Origin of the sequence: Butyricicoccus sp. AM27-36, from assembly GCF_003480945.1 — a bacterium.
Taxonomy (GTDB): Bacteria; Bacillota; Clostridia; order Oscillospirales; family Butyricicoccaceae; genus Agathobaculum; species Agathobaculum butyriciproducens.
The window spans coordinates 88993-106651 of sequence record NZ_QUJR01000006.1; the positions used below are offsets into that span (position 1 = coordinate 88993).

Sequence of the window (17659 nt, forward strand, 5' to 3'; positions counted from 1 at the left end):
CATGAAGGTTTTTGTACTGGGTACCGGTGGCTGGGGCATCGCACTGGCGATGCTGCTGCACCAGAACGGACATGAAGTAACCTCGTGGACCTATCTGCAGGAGGAGTGTGACCTGCTGCACCGCGAGCGCTGCAACGAGAAGCTGCTGCCGGGTGTTGTCATTCCGGAGGGCATTGAGATTACGACTGACATGTCCGGCGCTGCCAAGGTGGATCTGGTCGTGCTGGCGGTGCCGTCCTTCGCGGTAGCGAGCACGGCGGAGCAGCTGGCGAAGATCGTGCCGCCGCATACGGTTATCGTCAACGTCGGCAAGGGTCTGGACTCCAAGCACGGCTACTGCCGGTTCTCCGAGACCATCTCGAACGCGATGAACGGCAGCAATCCGGTCGTTGCACTGACCGGTCCGACGCACGCCGAGGAGGTTGCACGCGGCATTCCGACGGCTATCGTAGCCGCTTCGGAGAGCCGTGCGGCGGCTGAGCTGACGCAGGCGGCGTTCATGAACGATACCAATTTCCGCGTGTACACCTCGTCCGACATCATCGGCTGTGAGCTGGGCGGTGCGTTTAAGAATATTATCGCACTCGGCGCCGGTATTTCGGATGGTCTGGGTCTGGGCGACAACTCCAAGGCGGCATTTATGACCCGCGGTCTGACCGAGATCGCGCGTCTGGGCGTCAAGCTGGGCGCCAAGCAGGAGACATTTGCAGGTCTGTCCGGTGTGGGCGATCTGATCGTAACCTGCTGCTCTATGCACTCGCGCAACCGCCGTGCCGGTATCCTGATCGGCAAGGGCGCGACCGCGCAGGAGGCGATGAAGGAGGTCGGCGCAACGGTCGAGGGCTATTACGCGACCGAGGCGGGCTATCACCTTGCACAGCAGCAGGGCGTGTCCATGCCGATCACCGAAGCGATGTATGCCGTGCTGTACGGCGGCATGCCTGCACAGGAGGCAATCAAGCATCTGCTCAATCGTCCGCGCCGCGGCGAGCACGAAGAGGTCTGGGTGCACTGATCCGCAGTGCGCCGAAAGGAAAAAGAGAAGGGAAAGCCGGCAGGAGACTGCCGGTTTTCTGCTGCTCGGAAAAAATTGCGGAAAAAGAGAAAAAAGTGTTGACAGGGGACACATCACCTGATATAATAAATCTTGCTTTGAGGCGGTAAGCCGAAAGCGAGATGAAAGGAATATGCGGCTGTAGCTCATCTGGTAGAGCGCCACCTTGCCAAGGTGGAGGTAGCGAGTTCGAGCCTCGTCAGCCGCTCCACCTTTTCTTCTCAAAATCACATATGCGGCTGTAGCTCATCTGGTAGAGCGCCACCTTGCCAAGGTGGAGGTAGCGAGTTCGAGCCTCGTCAGCCGCTCCAGTTAGTCCACTTGCGAAAGCAAGTGGATTTTTTGCTTTTTCTGTTCGCTGAAGATTGAGGAATGGGCGCCAATCTTTGGCGGGAAGTCGCCGCACCCTGCGGCGGGGCAAGAGGGTAGACACCAAGGTTTCTACCCTCTTAACTCCCACTTCCTTTTGTTTGTTAGTCTGGCGCAGATCAGAGACCGGCGACCGCTTCGAAAAAGGGGAACAGCAGAGGATTTTTATTACCGCAGGGGAGCACAGTGTGCTCCCATTTCTTTACCTCTGCGCAGTGCCGGATTCCGTACTGCTACACATATCGGCAGCTCTACGCAGGCGCGACACAAGGTGAATTGCCCGAAGGGCAAGAGAGGGTCCCCTGGGGGATACCCGTGTCGCGCAACTCGTTTGCTCGGTGGTCATGGACGGCATCTGCGGGTTTTGTTTGATAACGGATGATACCGTAGGGTGCGACCTCGGCGCACCGCTTGTAACCCATCTGCACCTTGCGTAACCGCAGGGGCGGCCGTTGGCCGCCCGCACAACGCTTTACCGCTGCGTAATTCTCCATTCTCCATTTTCAATTCTCAATTTGCAGAATCTCCTCCGCAAACTGTCCCCGAACACCTTCTTTATCTGAGAGAAAATCATTCCACCGGAACAACCCTGCATGCGGATTCTCCGACAGCTTCCCATAAACCGAATAGGGCAGCAGCTGCACCTGATACCTTGCACTCCAGCGCGGATACCGCTGCATAAAGCGTTCTGCAAGCCGATACGCCTGACAATCCTTATCCGCATCACTCGCGGGATTGAGCGCGCTGAGCTGTACGCCGCCGCCTCTGCAATCGGTTTTGCTGGGCGAGGGCGTAGAGTGCGCGATGACGATGCTGCCGTCTCGACAGGGACCGATGCACAGCCACACATGACCGTCCATGCTGAAGATATCGCCGGGACGGAACGAGGACGGCTCCTGCAGGCCGTTGCCGCAGTCCTGACGGGGAAGGGTACCCCAGGCTCTTTGGGAAAGCGTATGGGCAAACTCGGCGGCGGGCGTGACATAGCCGTCACAGTCGGAGACAGACGCACTCTCGGTATGCAGGGTATTGTACAGCGTCCAGCCGAGGTAGCCTGAGCAATCCAGACCGGCATAGCCGTACTGGTTCCAGCCGCCGGTCGGGTAGTAGCTGTGCGCGGGATTGCTGTCACTGCGGTAGGTATAGCAGGCGTTCTGACAGTCGAAGAAGTCGATCCAGCTTTGTGGCAGGCCAATGTGCATGGCAGTATTACCGGAGCCGGTATCCTGCCAGTTCCAGCCGCCGCCGTAGACGTACAGCGCGGTGCCGACGGGCATCAAGGCAGTTCGGAGCAGGTTCTGCAGCGTGCGCCGACCGGGAATGCCGTGAACCGGCGGATGGTACATCTGGGGAGCAGGCCGGATATACGCAGCACCGCCGAATACCTGTGCATAACTTCCGACGATCCGGTCGGTGAGAAAGCACGGCAGAACGACAGCGCCGCCGGCTCGTGTGCGGATTTCAAACACAGCGCGGCAGGGAAGGTGCATGCCGTCTACTGTGATGGAATTGCCGCTGACGGCATGGATTACGCCTTGTGCGTCCGGACGGCTGAGAATGGCCTGTATTACCGTTCTCTGCCGGATGGTCAAATGATACGCCTGACCTTCCTGCAGGCGGTTCTGGATGACGTATCGGCCTTTATCGCATACGGCATAGCAGCATACGCTGTCGTCCTGCCGAAACCGATGCGCAAACCGATCTTTATCCTCGGCACGGGCGCAGCCGTAGCCTTGTACCCCTAAGTAAATGGACGGACCCATTTCATCACGCTCCTTACCATCACAGTATAGGGCAGAGGAACGCGGAATATGAAAACAGCGTCCCGAGCGGAACGCTGAATGCAAAAAACGAGCCTGTTTTCACAGACTCGTTTTGTTATGCAATTAAAGTGCAGCCTTAGCCTTCTCAGCCAGTGCAGCGAATGCAGCCTGATCGTTTACAGCCAGGTCAGCCAGCATCTTGCGGTTCAGGTCGATACCAGCCTTCTTCAGACCGTTCATGAAACGGCTGTAGTTGATATCGCAGGTCTTGCAAGCTGCAGAGATGCGGGTGATCCACAGACGACGGAAGTCACGCTTCTTGTGCTTACGGCCGATGTAAGCGTACTTCAGGCTCTTCATTACAGCCTGGTTGGCTACACGGTAGTGGGTAGACTTGGAACCCCAGTAACCCTTAGCACGCTTCAGGATCTTCTTTCTTCTTTTACGGGTCATCATTGCGCCCTTAACTCTTGCCATTGTGTTTGCCTCCTATATGAAAGATGTTGTTTTCTAACTTACTTGTACGGCAGCAGACGCTTCAGCTGTGCTACGTTGGTAGAATCTGCGAAGCCTTCCTTGCGGAGGTGGCGCTTCAGCTTAGTGGTCTTGCCATGGCCGTTGAGCAGGTGGCGCTTGCCAACGTGACCGCGCTTGAACTTACCGTTCTTGGTAACGGAAAATCTCTTTTTTGCACCGCTGTGCGTTTTGATCTTAGGCATAAGGTTTTGCTCCTCTCTGAATTTGCGCTATATCTGCGCGTTGGTTTTACTTGTCCTTTGCGGGCGCCAGAAACATCAGCATCTGGCGGCCTTCGAGCTTGGGCTGCTTTTCTACCGTGCTGCACTCCGAGCACAGCTCCGCGAAGCGATGGAGCAGATCCTGACCAAGCGACGCGTGCGTGACCTCGCGGCCACGGAAGCGAACCGAAACCTTGACCTTGTTGCCGTCCTGCAGGAAGCGGCAAGCGTTCTTTACCTTGGTGTTCAGGTCGCCGATGTCGATATTAGGCGTCAGGCGAATCTCTTTGATCTCCACGACACGCTGATTCTTTCGCGCTTCCTTCTCGCGCTTTGCCTGCTCGAAGCGGAATTTACCGTAATCCATGATCTTGCAGACAGGCGGCTTAGCCTGCGGCGCGATTTTGACCAGATCCATGCCCTTTTCTACGGCGATATCCTGTGCCTGCTGAATAGGCAGAATGCCGAGCTGTTCGCCGTCGTCACCGATCAGACGAACTTCCTTGTCGCGGATCTCTTCATTGATTTGATGTTCCATGCTGCTGATTGGTAAGCACCTCCAAACGAAATCGGTTTAAGACAAAAAGAAAAAGGACTGATCGAATGACCGTCCTCCAGAATAAAATCGCAGAGCGCGCAAAGCGGCTTCTGTGCTTTATTGACCCGTTTGCTTCGCTGCGGGTGAGGACATGCCTTCTTCCTTGTTACCTCAACTACTATACCAGAATTAATTTGCAAAGTCAAGGCTTTATTTCATGTTTTTTAACTGGTATGATTATTACAGCAACAGACATACTATGATCGTGTAAAGTGTAGTGCTGAATGCACAACATAAGGCTTTACAAATACGTCATAATTTGTTATGCTTAATACAAGGGACAGGAAACACCTGATTGCTCCCCTTTACTATGAATTTAAGGAGGTGCCGGACCCATGAGCGAGGAATACGGCAATGATTTTGTAACCCTGATCGACGAGGACGGCAACGAGGTCGAGTTTGAGCATATCGACACCGTGGAATATAATGGCGTGACCTATCTGGCGTTTATCCCTGCAGAGATCTCCATCGAGGAGGATGCAGAGGTCGTTATCATGCAGATCGTTGAGGAGAACGGCGAAGAGCTGCTCGAGGCGGTCGAGGATGACGAGATCGCAGATGCAGTGTTCAACATCGTTATGGAACGCGCCGAGGCAGAGGAGGAGTAATTCTCCGGCCGAGAGCATAAAATAAGAGTAAACAGCGCAGCTTCGTTATCGGAAGCAAAGCATTTTATTTCGGTAAGATCCTGCCCTGTTCGACAGCAGTCCTTTTTTAACCCACATTTTTAGTATGGGACTTCGGAAAGTTTTGATACTGAGCAGCAGGCCTCCCGGGTATACACGGAAGTTGGAAGCGCAGAGGTATCAAACAGAGGACCCACCTGCATGAGTCGTGCAGGTTACTAATTGGATTGCATCGGCAGGGTGGGGTTTTATTTTTATCGCTTAATGTAATTAAAATTGAATTTTTAGAGCAGAGAGTGAAGAGATCCTGCAAGGTAGGATATAGGAGTGGGTTAAGCGGAGATGGTCGTAAATTACATCATAAAAACCACCACGGAAACGTGGTGGTTTTTATTTCTTGGTATATTAGGCAAGTGTATTACCGACACTTTTTATAGACAACGTCCAACATGCGTAGACCGTAATTCCAATTACGTTCTTGGCATGTGCGCGCCATATCCCGGATGCGGTCGGGCTCGTCTATATTATCGAGAACCCATTCCTCGATTTTCTCTGTATAGGCCTTCATCTGACCGGGATTATACAGCGTAGTATTCGGAGGAGGACAATTACGTAATACATCCTCAATAGACATATATGCTACTCTGGATGCTGCACGTGCGTATTCCGCTTCTATGTTTTTACTTGCTTTTTCTGTTTTTTCAAATAATTTATCCAAGAATCCCATTATGAATCACCTCATTACAATTTTGCTCGTAAGGCAGCCGCTTTTTCTCGGTTCTCTTTTTCTTTTTCGTAGTAGTGACGCGCTTCTTCATAATAATGGTCGCCTTTATCGTTCTTGGCATACGCCCAACAGCGATCGGCTTTTTGCTTGCAAAAATCTGCCGTGTGTTCATATTTTGCAATCTGCGATTCGATAGACAATTTTGCCATGTTTTCCACCACCTTACATACACTATATCTCGAAATGAGATAAAAGTCAATATCCTGTTTCGAGATAAGTTAAGGTAAATGCGAGGTGGTCATATGGAGCACAACCGCATAAAAGAATTGCGCGAAGACAGGGATATCAAACAGCGTGAAATTGCCGCATATCTAAAGGTAGCGCAGAACACATACAGCAATTATGAAAACGGTGTACGTGAATTTCCGTTGGAGATTCTGATTCTACTTTCTCGTTTCTATCAGGTCAATCTGGAATATTTGCTTGGATTGACCGATATACCGACACCGTTACCACCATCGAAACGACCAAAATAAAACACCCGAGGCATTAAAAATGCTTCGGGTGTTACGTTTTTGTCCGTGACGCGGGACTGGATGATTCCATTTTTATATGTTTCCTTTCAAAAACAGGTATAAAAAAACCACGCGGCTGCTGTTTCTCTGCAAGCCCTGCGTGGAACCGATCAAAAAGTGCGGTTACTTTTCGCTCTGCGTCTTATGGTCATCACCAAAGATCAGATCGTCGATGTCCGGACGGTCGGGCTTCTGCGGAATAGAAAGTCTTCTCATGATGTCATGCCTCCTTACTAATGTACTCTATATATTATTATAGCATGTTATTCTAAAAATGCAAATAAAATTCCTGTAAAGTTACACAAATTTCACAAAAGATAAGGGGCGGCTAACGATAAGCCGTCCCTTCTTTTGCCATTTCGTATGTAGTGCTTAGCGGCCGAAGTAGCTGAAGTGCATGTAGTCGCGCTTGGTGCGCCAGCCGTTGCCGCCCCAGGTAAAGCCGTACTTGGTGAAGGCATTGTAAACATCGCCGCCCTCAGGGATGGAGTACGGATCAATATACGGCGTCCAGTGGGTGCCGCAGGTCGGAGACAGGGAACCGTCCGAGTTGATGGTAGCTTCCATGTTCTCGTCCGGGTTGATATCAACTGCGGTGCCCTGCGAGTGCTCGCCGGTGCGCCACGAGTAGCAGCCTACATCATAGATCGGGAACTTCTCGGAGCCGTTGAAGATCTCCTCAAAGATTGCCTGATAGATGGAAGCCAGCGAAGCGTTTACCTGCAGGTAAGCCTTGGAGGCCACCTTGGTGCCGTCGGACTGCAGATGCCATACCGGAACCACGATCTCTACCATGTGAGCCTCAGCCTCAGCTGCGGACTGGTACTTGCCGTTGCCTGCGCCGTAAACGTAGGTCATCTTCTCGGCCTCGGTCTTCGGCAGACCGGTGATGGCGGTTGCGGCAGAGGTGGAAGAACCGGCGGTGGTCGGCAGGTTAGTGGAGCCGTCAACCGCTGCAATCGGCGTCTTATCCGGCTTGAAGGCGGTGCAGAAGCGGTTTGCCATGATCAGCGCCTGCTCACGGGTGGTGGTGCCGGACGGAGCCAGAATGGTGGTGTCCGTGCTGGTATCGGTGATGCCGTTGATGACCGAATGATCGACCATGATAACGACCGGCTGCATTGCGTAATCGCTGATCATGCTTACATCGGGGTAATCCTCGATGCAGGCATCACCTGCGATCTCGGTTGCTTCGATATCGGCAGCGGCGAGGATGTTGTCGAGTATGGTGCACATTTCCTCACGGCTGATCTTGGCATCTGGATCAAAGTTGCCGTTGGTGCGGCCGTTTACAATGCCGAGCAGGTAAGCTGCGGTGACATTGGGGTCCGAGCAGTCCTCGAACGGCTTTTTGCCCGAAACATAGACAGCCTTGCCGCTGACAGCCTTGTAGGCGTTCAGCGCAACGGCACAGAACTCTGCGCGGGTGATAGAGCCGGAAGCGGCACTGTTGGCCAGGGACGAAGGTGCCAGACCGGCATTCTGCGCAGCGGCAACGCCTTCCTGTGCCCAGCTGGACACATCGGATAATGCTCCCGCGCTTGGCATGAGCATTGCGGCAGTCAGCGCAAGCATACCGGCACGGCGAGCGATAGGATGAGACATTGAATTTTTCCTCCTGACTGGTTGTTGGTTTGCTGATAAAATTAAATAAAACGAAATGGTCGAATTTAGACGAAATTACAGTAATTGTAAATTTATACACATCATCCACAGACTTTTCCACAAGCTGTCAAGAACCTGCGGCTCTGTCGAGTGAACGGTACTGCAGAGCCTCGGCGAGATGCTCTGCTTCGATGACATTGCTGTCGGCCAGATCGGCGATCGTGCGGGCAACACGCAGTACGCGGTCATGCGCACGAGCGGTCAGCCCCAGTCGCTGAAATGCGGCCGCAAACATACGAGACGCATCCGCGCTCAGCGGGCAGTGCTCGGCAAGCTGCGGCGGCGGAATCGCGGCGTTGCATACGTCAGAGCCCTGTCGGGCATACTGCCGCTCGCGCGCGGCGAGCACACGGGCACGAATGTCGGCAGAGTGTTCCTCGCTGGCCTGACCTCGTGCGGCAAGCGCGGCGTATTCAACCGGCTGCACAGCAACCTGCAGGTCGATTCGGTCGAGCAGCGGACCGGACAGACGGTGCAGATACTGCTGAACGGCGGACTTGGTGCAGGTGCAGCGTTCCGTGCCGTACCAGCCGCATTTGCAGGGATTCATCGCGGCAATGAGCTGAAACCGTGCCGGATACGTCACTTGGCCGGCGACACGCGAGATGGTAACTCTGCCGTCCTCAAGCGGCTGGCGCAGGGTTTCGAGCACATCGCGGCGGAATTCCGGAAATTCATCCAGAAACAGCACACCGCGGTGCGCGAGCGTGATCTCGCCGGGGACGGGCAGCCGGCCTGCGGCACCCGAACCGCCTGCCATCGCGTTGGCCGAGGAATTATGGTGCGGTGCACGGAACGGCCGTTCGGCACGCTCGACCGCCTCCTGCCCTCTGCCAATGGCGGACCAGACACGGATAACCTCCAGCCGTTCGCTGTCGGACAGCGGCGGCAGGATGGTGGAAAAGCGTTTTGCAGCCATGCTCTTGCCCGAACCGGGCGGTCCGGAAAGAAGCACGTTGTGTCCGCCTGCAGCCGCGATCTCAAGCGCGCGTTTGACCGCGTGCTGACCGAGCACATGCGCAAAATCCAGCGCATCGTCCTGCGGTTCGGGCCTGGGCGGAGGAGCACACGGCGTGAGCGGCTTTCTGCCGTTCAAATGTCCGAGAAGCTCATTTAATGTACGGATCGGAAACACTGTCACACCGGAAGCATAGGATGCTTCGGCGGCGTTCATCGCGGGAACGAACACGGTTTTGAAACCGGCATCACGCGCAGCAAGTGCCATGGAAAGCGCACCGCAGACAGGCCGCAGCTCTCCGGTGAGGGAAAGCTCTCCGAAGAAGAGAGCGTTGTCGGGCGGTGCGTCGATCTCGCCCGCTGCCGCCAGAATGGAAAGCAGAAGGGGCAGATCGTATGCTGTTCCTGCCTTTTTGGTGTCGGCAGGTGCGAGGTTGACGGTCAGTCGGGATACGGGCCAGTCAAAGGCACAGGCCTTTGCGGCGGCACGGACGCGCTCTCCGGCTTCGGATACCGCGCCGGTCGGCAGACCGACGACATCCAGCCGGGGAAGTCCGCCGGAGAGGAAGCACTCGACGGTGACAATGTAGCCGTCAATGCCGCTCAGTCCTGCGGAGAATACGCGAGATACCATGCCGATCCCTCCGATACGTATGACATAACCAGATAACTATACATCTAATACTATACTATGTGTCATCAGATTACGCAATAAAAAACACGGAAAAAACACAGAAATTCCATGATAAAAAGTTTGCATACGTTTCACAATACGAAACGGCTTATCAAAATTTGAAAAATAGTGCGGAAAATAGTATATTTACTGTTTACAACTTTGTGCGTGAGTGCTACAATGAAGGGGCAGGTAAGGCTTAGTTTAGGTTAAAATACACCAAAACGAGGGCTTTTAATTCCGATTGAGAATTATAATTTTTTATAGGAGGACATCAACATGGCAAGAAAGATGAAGTCCATGGACGGCAACACTGCGGCCGCGCACGTATCGTACGCGTTTACCGAAGTTGCGGGTATCTATCCGATCACCCCGTCCAGCCCCATGGCAGACAGCGTTGACCAGTGGGCTGCCGCAGGTCAGAAGAACATTTTCGGTACTACCGTTAAGGTAATCGAAATGCAGTCCGAGGCAGGTGCGGCGGGTACCGTACACGGCTCTCTGGCAGCAGGTGCGCTGACCACCACCTACACCGCTTCTCAGGGTCTTCTGCTGATGATCCCGAATATGTACAAGATCGCAGGCGAGCTGCTTCCGTGTGTATTCCACGTTTCCGCTCGTACCGTTGCATCTCATGCACTGAACATCTTCGGTGATCATTCCGACGTTATGGCTTGCCGCCAGACCGGTTTCGCTATGCTGGCTGAGACCAACCCGCAGGAGGTCATGGACCTGTCTGCAGTAGCACATCTGGCTACCATCAAGTCCCGCGTTCCGTTCATCAACTTCTTCGACGGCTTCCGTACCTCCCACGAGATCCAGAAGATCCAGGTTTGGGATTACGAGGATCTGAAGGAAATGTGCGACATGGATGCTGTTGAAGCATTCCGCAAGCGCGCACTGAACCCGGAGCACGCTATGATGCGCGGCTCTCACGAGAACGGCGACGTATTCTTCCAGCACCGCGAGGCTTCCAACAAGTTCTATGAAGCTGTTCCGGGCATCGTTGAGGAGTACATGGGCAAGGTAAATGCCAAGCTCGGCACCAACTACCAGCTGTTCAACTACTACGGCGCTGCTGACGCTGACCGCGTTATCATCGCTATGGGCTCCATCTGCGACGTTGCAGAGGAAGTTATCGATTACCTGAACGCACACGGCGAGAAGGTCGGCCTGGTTAAGGTTCGTCTGTACCGTCCGTTCCGTGCTGACAAGCTGATCGCAGCTATCCCGGAGACCGCTAAGAAGATCGCAGTCCTCGACCGCACCAAGGAGCCGGGCTCCCAGGGCGAGCCGCTTTACATGGACGTTGTTACCGCTCTGGCTGATGCAGGCATCACCGATAAGGTAGTAACCGGCGGCCGTTACGGTCTGGGTTCCAAGGATACGCCCCCGTCCTCCGTATTCGCTGTATACGAGGAGCTGGCTAAGGCAGAGCCGAAGAAGATGTTCACTCTGGGCATCAACGACGACGTTACCTACCTGTCCCTCGAGGAGAAGCCGGCACCGAACACCGCAGCAGAAGGCACGACCGAGTGCAAGTTCTGGGGTCTCGGCGGCGACGGTACCGTTGGTGCGAACAAGAACTCCATCAAGATCATCGGTGACCACACTGACAAGTTCGTACAGGCTTACTTCCAGTACGACTCCAAGAAGACCGGCGGCGTAACCGTTTCGCATCTGCGTTTTGGCGACAAGCCGATCCGTTCTCCTTACTACATCAACAAGGCTGACTTCGTAGCATGCCACAACCCGTCCTACATCACCAAGCACTTCCCGATCGTGCGTGACGTTAAGCCGGGCGGCGTATTCCTCATCAACTGCCAGTGGTCTCCGGAAGAGCTGAGCAAGCATCTGGCAGCTTCCGAGAAGCGCTACATTGCTAAGAACGACGTTCAGCTTTACACCATCAACGCAATCGACCTCGCTATCGAGATCGGCATGGGCAAGCGCACCAACACCATTCTGCAGTCTGCATTCTTCGCACTGGCTAAGGTAATGCCGAGCGAGCAGGCTATCCAGTTCATGAAGGATGCTGCTACCAAGTCCTACCTGAAGAAGGGCCAGGACATCGTTGATATGAACCACAAGGCTATCGACATCGGCGCTACCGCATTCAAGAAGATCGACGTACCGGCTGACTGGGCTGACGCACAGGACGAGGCTGATACCCGCGATCTGCAGGGCCGTCCGGAAGTCGTTAAGATGGTCAAGGACGTTATGGAGCCGATCGGCCGCATGGACGGCGACTCCCTGCCGGTATCCGCATTCGCAGGCGAGCATGTTGACGGCTCCTTCGAGCACGGCGCAGCTGCTTACGAGAAGCGCGGCGTAGCAGTTACCGTTCCGCAGTGGAACGAGGCTACCTGTGTTCAGTGTAACCAGTGTGCTTACGTTTGCCCGCACGCTACCATCCGTCCGTTCGCTCTGACTGAGGAAGAGGCTGCTGCAGCACCGGCTTCCACCAAGCTGGTTGACATCAAGGCCGGCAAGGGCAAGGGCGTTTACAAGTACACCATGGCTGTATCTCCGCTGGACTGCATGGGCTGCGGCGTATGTATCGGCGTTTGCCCGACCAAGTCCCTGACTATGGTTCCGCAGGCTGACGAGGCTGCTCAGCAGGATGCATTTGATTACTGCGTAGCAAAGGTTTCCGAGAAGGCCGACATGATCTCCACGAACTCCGTAAAGGATTCGCAGTTCAAGAAGCCGCTGCTTGAGTTCTCCGGTTCCTGCGCAGGCTGTGCAGAGACCTCTTACGCCCGCCTGATCACTCAGGTTTGCGGCGACCGCATGTACATCTCCAACGCTACCGGCTGTTCGTCCATTTGGGGCGGCCCGGCTGCTACCTCCCCGTACACCGTTGATGCAAACGGCCACGGTCCGGCATGGGCTAACTCCCTGTTCGAGGATAACGCAGAGCACGGCCTTGGCATGTACTATGGTCAGGAAGCTCTCCGTGAGCGCCTGATCTCCAAGCTCGAGGTTATGGCTGGCTCCGAGAACGCTACCGACGACTTCAAGAACGCTGTCAACACCTTCATGGATACCAAGGACAACGGCGCTGCTAACGCTGAGCCGGCAAAGGCACTGGTTGCAGAGCTCGAAAAGGGTGCAGCAGCAGGCTGCCCGGACTGCAAGGATGTTCTGGCTCATAAGGAATACCTCGCTAAGAAGTCCGTTTGGATCTTCGGCGGCGACGGCTGGGCATACGATATCGGCTTCGGCGGTCTGGATCACGTTCTGGCTTCCGGCAAGGACGTAAACGTTATGGTATTCGATACCGAGGTTTACTCCAACACCGGCGGACAGGCTTCCAAGGCTACCAACATCGGCGCTGTTGCACAGTTCGCAGCTTCCGGTAAGACCACCAAGAAGAAGAGCCTTGCTGAGATCGCTATGAGCTACGGCTACGTTTACGTTGCACAGGTAGCTATGGGCGCTAACCCGGCTCAGACCCTGAAGGCCATCGCTGAGGCTGAGGCTTATCCGGGCCCGTCGCTGGTAATCGGCTATGCTCCGTGTGAGATGCACTCCATCAAGGGCGGCATGACCAACTGCCAGGCTGAGATGAAGAAGGCTGTTGACTGCGGTTACTGGAACCTGTTCCGCTTCAACCCGCAGCTGGCTGACGAGGGCAAGAACCCGTTCATTCTGGAGTCCAAGGAGCCCAAGACCGAGGATTACCGCAAGTTCATGATGGGCGAGGCTCGTTACTCCGCACTGACCCGTTCGTTCCCGGATCGTGCAGAGGGCCTGTTCGAGCGTTCCGAGGTAGAGTCTACCAAGCGTTACGCTCACCTGAAGCGCCTGCAGGATCTGTACGCTCCCGAGGCGTAAGATCGCGCAAAGCGCTTGCTGAAATAGCATAATAAATCCCGCAGAGGCTTTCTCTGCGGGATTTTTTTGCGTTTTAATCAAGCGGAGAGTTGCGCTCTGCGGAGCGCAGGAGTTCGCCGTACCCACGGCGGTGGGCAAGAGGGCAGACACCTACGGTTTCTACCCTCTTAACTCCCGTTTCCCTTTATTTGTTGGTCTGGCGCAGACCAGAGACCGGCGACCGCTTCGAAAAGGAGAACAGCAGAGGGATTTTTACTTCCGTGTCTTTCTCAACCTATTCGCAATGACAGATACATTACTGCTATACATGCGGTTTACTCTATGCAGGCGCAACATACCCGTGTTGCGCAACTCGTTGGTCTGGTGGCTGCGGACGGCACCTGCGAATTATGTTTGATGTTAGACTTTGCTGTAGGGTGCGCCGACCTCGGCGTACCGCCTGTAAATTCATCTGCACACGCGCAATCGTAGGGGAGTACAGTGCGCTCTCGCATCACCGACAACCAGACGCGGACAAACGATTTTGCGGCTGCATGATACATTTCTGTTTCAAAATATAAAGAGATATATCCTTCCGGAAAAATTTATGCTATACTGAAATCAATAAGACAGGCAGGACAATTGGATAGAGAAGGGCGGGATCATAATGAAAAAAGATCTGTTGAAACGTGTGGGAATGTTGACAGCGGCAACTGCTGCCTGTACAGCCGGTGTTTTCGGGGCGCTGGCGCTCAATGGCTTACGCTACATGAGGCCAACGGCGGATAACTGGTGGCTGCTGCCGTGGGTCGAACCGGCGGAACGCATCGAGCAGTGCGTTATGGACTTCGGTGAGGGCGACCCGACCTACACTGTCACCGGATACGATGCACAGAATCGTGAGATTTGGTCGCGCACGACATTCGGCAAACTGGCATCGGTCGGCAGCAGCCGTGATGTGTACATCGGCAATACATCGGCGCGGTATTTCTTCGGTCAGGGCGGAAAAGCGGACTCGGTTTGCCAGTATGATGAACAGGGACGGCTTATCCGTATGGAAACCGACTATGGCGGCATATCGACGTATTACTACCGCGGCGATGCGACTGAAACGTATCTGGAGGAAACGCACAACGCGCAGGGCGCGTTGACCGGCCGCAAGATCACCGAAACCGACCCGCAAACAGGCAGTACCGTCACCAATATGGACATATACGAGGACGATGGTACCTATCTTGCCTCGCAGTACTGCATACTGGATTCGCATGGCAACATCGTAAAGCAAGTGCATGTCAGCGCGGGCGGACAGATGAGAACCTGTGACTATCAGTGGACGTATGACGATGCCGCGCGCACGGCCACCTGTGTGGACGAGGCGGAGGGCACGACCGAGAAATACTGGTATGACGAACAGGGACGCTGGATAAAAAATGCATATAGCTTTTCGGAGGATGGTTTTTCGCGTGAGATTACAACAACATACACCGATGTCACTCGCTGAAGAGGTACGTTTATGAAGAAGAACATCTTCAAACGAGCCGGAATGCTGGCGGCGAGCACTGCGGTCTGCTGCGGTGCTGTTTTCGGCGGCTTATCGCTGAACGGACTGCGGTATGTCCGTCCGACAGCGGAAAACTGGACACTTCTGGCGTATATGCAGCCTGCTGCTCGGATTGAACAGCAAAAGATAACGCGCGTGATACCGGATGAGAAGGAATGGTACTATCTCAAGATCACCGGCTACGATGCGCAGAACCGCGAGATCTGGTCGCTGAATTGCAAGCGTCCGTTCGGTGTGAGTTCCAGTGAACGCAAGGTTTACAACGGCAGCAAAATGACATGTTATTCCACAACCTGCGGTGTAAAGACGGTTTCTTACACAGAGTATGACGAGCAGGGTCGTATCGTTCGCACGGAGGATGAGGACGGAATAGAGACTTACACCTATCGCGGAGACGAGAAAGAACCGTATCTGGAGCGGAGTTACGACACGGCAGGCAACATGCAGTCACAGACAGTGTCGGAATACAATCCCAAAACCGGAGAAACGACCAGAACCAGTACGGTTTTTGAGGGTGTGCTGACCGGTACATGGATCACGGTGAAGGATGCACGCGGTTCCATACTGCGCATGGAAAACAATGTGCATGATCCGAATTACGAAATGATGCAGAACAACGAGTGGACGTATGACGACGCCGAGCACACCGCAGTCTGCGTCAGCGAGGATGGCGTAACCGAGAAAATATGGTTTGACGAGCAGCAGCGCGTCCTGCGGGATGAATACTACACGCCGGACGGTATTTTGCAGACCTGCACCGTCAATGATTTTTTTGACATTACCCGATAAATCTGGGAACCTTTTGCAGATACCAACGTCAAATACAATGCAGCGATCAGAAAACAGCGCGCGCAATATCCAAAACAAAGAAAAAATCACTGACCGCTGAATTAAAAGGAGGATTTTCTATGAAACGAACGATTGCAGCGATTTTATCTGCGGCTATGCTGGTAACGGCAGCTGCGGCAGCGGAAGCGCCGAGCAGTTGGGCGAAGTCGGCGGTGGATACCGCGCGGAACGCGGGCATTGTGCCGGAGCAGGTTGATCAGGCGTACACGCAGAGCATCACCCGAGCGGATTTCTGTGCGCTGGCGGCAGCGGTTTATCGCACCTGGGAAAAGAGCGGCAACGTAAAATCCGTTGATAAGGCTGTGGTCTCCTTCTCGGATACCAAGGATGAGGATGTGCTGCTCTGCGCGGCTCTGGGCGTGGTAAACGGTGTCGGCGGCGGAAAGTTTGCACCGCAGCAGCAGCTGACCCGCCAGCAGGCGGCAAGCATGCTGCACCGTCTGGGCAATCTGCGCAAGAATGCCAAGGACAACGTAAAGGACCGTATGCCGCACGTTTTTGCGGACGGCGCGGACATTCAGGCGTGGGCACGCAGCGATGTGTACTGGGTCTACAATCAGGGCGTAATGAACGGCGTCAGCGGAAATCGTTTTGCACCGAATAACAGCTATACGCACGAGCAGTCCATCGCGACCATGCTGCGCCTGTATGATACCAAGTATGCCGAGGTGCCGAGCAAGACCGCGGCTAAGTATACTGTTGTTGTTGACAGTGATGACGGTTTTAATGTACAGATGCACCTTGAGGATGCCAAGGGTAACAAGCTATTGACCAATTACAAGAAATACAATGGTGAATTCACAGCTATTACGGTATTTGGCGAGTGGGTCTATCTATATCGAGAGGACAGTCGGGAATACACTGTATATAATATGAAAACCGGTGAAACTCTGGAGAATTATGCACTTGCTACGGTGGACGGTGAGCAGGTAGGCTGGGCGATTCCGATGAATATTGACAGTATAACGTACGGCAAGGATTATATGATTTTCACGGACGGTACCAAGGCTAACCAAACGTATGACCACCTGACCGTCTTCAAGGACGGCAAAGCAGTTGTTCGCGTGGACAGCAAGACCATTCGTGCTATTGATACTGCGGGCAAAACTGTGTGGAGTATGAATTTTGCGCTCGATCACAAGAAAATGTATATTTCGGATAACACAGGTGATCGCTTCGTTGCAACAATGGATGATAATACCTCGTACACGATTATCGTAGGCGGCAAGCGCATTGCATCCAGCTCTCATGCGCTGGATGTAAGTCAGTACAGCGATACCTACATCGCCGCAGAATCGACCGGTTATTACGCACTCTACAACTTCAAGGGCAAAAAGCTGACAAAGACCTATCAGAATGCGTTCAATGAGGTCGGTCAGAATATTTACAGCCGCTGGATCAGCAATACCGAATACGAGTACATCCGCTGTGATGCGGACGGCACGAACAAGGTTCTGTTCCGCGTAAAGTGCCCGAACGGCCGTCCGGGCACACTGCCGACCGACGGTGCAGGCGTGTATGCGCTTCGCACGGATGCGCACACCGTTACCTGCTTTGACCGCTTCGGCACGACGCTTGGCACCATCAAGAACGATGGTGCAATGACGCAGGAAATCACCTTTGAAAACGGCTGTGTCCGCGTAATGGATAAGCTGTACCTCCCGACCGGTGAGGAAATCTGATAAA

The 17659-nt window shown here is 54.2% G+C and carries 15 protein-coding genes, 2 tRNA genes and 1 other RNA gene; 10 read left to right on the forward strand and 8 right to left on the reverse strand.

All coding sequences use genetic code 11. The features are described from left to right. The first annotated feature begins 1 nt into the window (after position 1). The 3 genes from DW724_RS09540 (at position 2) to DW724_RS09550 (ending at position 1365) form a co-directional block, all read left to right on the forward strand. Entirely contained in the window at positions 2 to 1015 is a 1014-nt protein-coding gene (locus DW724_RS09540; RefSeq protein ID WP_118761295.1) for an NAD(P)H-dependent glycerol-3-phosphate dehydrogenase, read from the forward strand. Positions 1016 to 1189: 174 nt separating this feature from the next. Further along, a tRNA-Gly gene (locus DW724_RS09545) sits at positions 1190 to 1265 on the forward strand. A 24-nt stretch (positions 1266 to 1289) separates the two neighbouring features. Beyond that, positions 1290 to 1365, forward strand: a tRNA-Gly gene (locus DW724_RS09550). Positions 1366 to 1926: 561 nt separating this feature from the next. On the opposite strand, the gene DW724_RS09555 is transcribed toward DW724_RS09550, so the two are convergent. From DW724_RS09555 to infC, 4 genes are all read right to left on the reverse strand, one after another. Beyond that, a complete protein-coding gene (locus DW724_RS09555) occupies positions 1927 to 3186 on the reverse strand; it encodes a copper amine oxidase N-terminal domain-containing protein (RefSeq protein WP_118761296.1) in 1260 nt (419 codons plus the stop codon). A gap of 123 nt (positions 3187 to 3309) precedes the next feature. Then, complete coding sequence (rplT, locus tag DW724_RS09560; protein ID WP_110436155.1) at positions 3310 to 3663, reverse strand: 50S ribosomal protein L20; 354 nt, start codon at positions 3661 to 3663, stop codon at positions 3310 to 3312. A 38-nt stretch (positions 3664 to 3701) separates the two neighbouring features. Then, positions 3702 to 3905: a 50S ribosomal protein L35 gene (rpmI, locus tag DW724_RS09565; protein WP_054327617.1), complete on the reverse strand. Its 204-nt coding sequence runs from the start codon at positions 3903 to 3905 to the stop codon at positions 3702 to 3704. A gap of 46 nt (positions 3906 to 3951) precedes the next feature. After that, complete coding sequence (gene infC, locus DW724_RS09570; protein WP_118360706.1) at positions 3952 to 4461, reverse strand: translation initiation factor IF-3; 510 nt, start codon at positions 4459 to 4461, stop codon at positions 3952 to 3954. Positions 4462 to 4856: 395 nt separating this feature from the next. Here infC and DW724_RS09575 point away from each other — a divergent pair, with 395 nt between their 5' ends. Together DW724_RS09575 and ssrS are read left to right on the forward strand one after the other, a co-directional pair. Further along, positions 4857 to 5129, forward strand: a complete 273-nt coding sequence (locus DW724_RS09575; protein ID WP_117492244.1) for a DUF1292 domain-containing protein — start codon at positions 4857 to 4859, stop codon at positions 5127 to 5129. Between the two features lie 74 nt (positions 5130 to 5203). After that, positions 5204 to 5398: non-coding RNA, 6S RNA (ssrS, locus tag DW724_RS09580), on the forward strand. Positions 5399 to 5565: 167 nt separating this feature from the next. On the opposite strand, the gene DW724_RS09585 is transcribed toward ssrS, so the two are convergent. Next, positions 5566 to 5874, reverse strand: coding sequence for a hypothetical protein (locus tag DW724_RS09585; protein ID WP_118761297.1), 309 nt, complete (start codon positions 5872 to 5874; stop codon positions 5566 to 5568). Positions 5875 to 5888: 14 nt separating this feature from the next. Beyond that, positions 5889 to 6083, reverse strand: coding sequence for a hypothetical protein (locus DW724_RS09590; protein ID WP_118761298.1), 195 nt, complete (start codon positions 6081 to 6083; stop codon positions 5889 to 5891). A gap of 93 nt (positions 6084 to 6176) precedes the next feature. On the opposite strand from DW724_RS09590, the gene DW724_RS09595 reads away from it, so the two are divergent. Then, positions 6177 to 6410, forward strand: coding sequence for a helix-turn-helix domain-containing protein (locus DW724_RS09595; RefSeq protein WP_118284956.1), 234 nt, complete (start codon positions 6177 to 6179; stop codon positions 6408 to 6410). A 411-nt stretch (positions 6411 to 6821) separates the two neighbouring features. Here the strand turns inward: DW724_RS09595 and DW724_RS09600 are convergent, their stop codons facing one another. Together DW724_RS09600 and DW724_RS09605 are read right to left on the reverse strand one after the other, a co-directional pair. Beyond that, positions 6822 to 8054, reverse strand: a complete 1233-nt coding sequence (locus DW724_RS09600) for an S-layer homology domain-containing protein (RefSeq protein WP_118761299.1) — start codon at positions 8052 to 8054, stop codon at positions 6822 to 6824. Between the two features lie 127 nt (positions 8055 to 8181). Next, the gene (locus DW724_RS09605; RefSeq protein ID WP_118761300.1) at positions 8182 to 9705 is read right to left on the reverse strand and encodes a YifB family Mg chelatase-like AAA ATPase; all 1524 of its coding nucleotides are present in this window, start codon (positions 9703 to 9705) and stop codon (positions 8182 to 8184) included. 318 nt (positions 9706 to 10023) lie between these two features. Here DW724_RS09605 and nifJ point away from each other — a divergent pair, with 318 nt between their 5' ends. From nifJ to DW724_RS09625, 4 genes are all read left to right on the forward strand, one after another. Then, positions 10024 to 13584, forward strand: coding sequence for a pyruvate:ferredoxin (flavodoxin) oxidoreductase (gene nifJ, locus DW724_RS09610; RefSeq protein WP_118761301.1), 3561 nt, complete (start codon positions 10024 to 10026; stop codon positions 13582 to 13584). 646 nt (positions 13585 to 14230) lie between these two features. After that, complete coding sequence (locus DW724_RS09615) at positions 14231 to 15064, forward strand: hypothetical protein (RefSeq protein WP_118761302.1); 834 nt, start codon at positions 14231 to 14233, stop codon at positions 15062 to 15064. A 12-nt stretch (positions 15065 to 15076) separates the two neighbouring features. Further along, positions 15077 to 15913, forward strand: a complete 837-nt coding sequence (locus DW724_RS09620; protein ID WP_118761303.1) for a hypothetical protein — start codon at positions 15077 to 15079, stop codon at positions 15911 to 15913. A gap of 119 nt (positions 15914 to 16032) precedes the next feature. After that, entirely contained in the window at positions 16033 to 17655 is a 1623-nt protein-coding gene (locus DW724_RS09625) for an S-layer homology domain-containing protein (protein ID WP_118761304.1), read from the forward strand. The last annotated feature ends 4 nt before the right edge of the window (positions 17656 to 17659 follow it).

What these genes read in the sequence shown, in the direction of transcription:
- DW724_RS09555 (WP_118761296.1), bottom strand. Translation starts at nt 3,186, where the DNA reads ATGGGTCCGTCCATTTACTTAGGGGTACAAGGCTACGGCTGCGCCCGT.
- nifJ (WP_118761301.1), top strand. Translation starts at nt 10,024, where the DNA reads ATGGCAAGAAAGATGAAGTCCATGGACGGCAACACTGCGGCCGCGCAC.
- DW724_RS09590 (WP_118761298.1), bottom strand. Translation starts at nt 6,083, where the DNA reads ATGGCAAAATTGTCTATCGAATCGCAGATTGCAAAATATGAACACACG.
- DW724_RS09600 (WP_118761299.1), bottom strand. Translation starts at nt 8,054, where the DNA reads ATGTCTCATCCTATCGCTCGCCGTGCCGGTATGCTTGCGCTGACTGCC.
- DW724_RS09575 (WP_117492244.1), top strand. Translation starts at nt 4,857, where the DNA reads ATGAGCGAGGAATACGGCAATGATTTTGTAACCCTGATCGACGAGGAC.
- DW724_RS09540 (WP_118761295.1), top strand. Translation starts at nt 2, where the DNA reads ATGAAGGTTTTTGTACTGGGTACCGGTGGCTGGGGCATCGCACTGGCG.
- DW724_RS09615 (WP_118761302.1), top strand. Translation starts at nt 14,231, where the DNA reads ATGAAAAAAGATCTGTTGAAACGTGTGGGAATGTTGACAGCGGCAACT.
- DW724_RS09625 (WP_118761304.1), top strand. Translation starts at nt 16,033, where the DNA reads ATGAAACGAACGATTGCAGCGATTTTATCTGCGGCTATGCTGGTAACG.
- rpmI (WP_054327617.1), bottom strand. Translation starts at nt 3,905, where the DNA reads ATGCCTAAGATCAAAACGCACAGCGGTGCAAAAAAGAGATTTTCCGTT.
- DW724_RS09620 (WP_118761303.1), top strand. Translation starts at nt 15,077, where the DNA reads ATGAAGAAGAACATCTTCAAACGAGCCGGAATGCTGGCGGCGAGCACT.
- DW724_RS09585 (WP_118761297.1), bottom strand. Translation starts at nt 5,874, where the DNA reads ATGGGATTCTTGGATAAATTATTTGAAAAAACAGAAAAAGCAAGTAAA.
- DW724_RS09595 (WP_118284956.1), top strand. Translation starts at nt 6,177, where the DNA reads ATGGAGCACAACCGCATAAAAGAATTGCGCGAAGACAGGGATATCAAA.
- DW724_RS09605 (WP_118761300.1), bottom strand. Translation starts at nt 9,705, where the DNA reads ATGGTATCTCGCGTATTCTCCGCAGGACTGAGCGGCATTGACGGCTAC.
- rplT (WP_110436155.1), bottom strand. Translation starts at nt 3,663, where the DNA reads ATGGCAAGAGTTAAGGGCGCAATGATGACCCGTAAAAGAAGAAAGAAG.
- infC (WP_118360706.1), bottom strand. Translation starts at nt 4,461, where the DNA reads ATGGAACATCAAATCAATGAAGAGATCCGCGACAAGGAAGTTCGTCTG.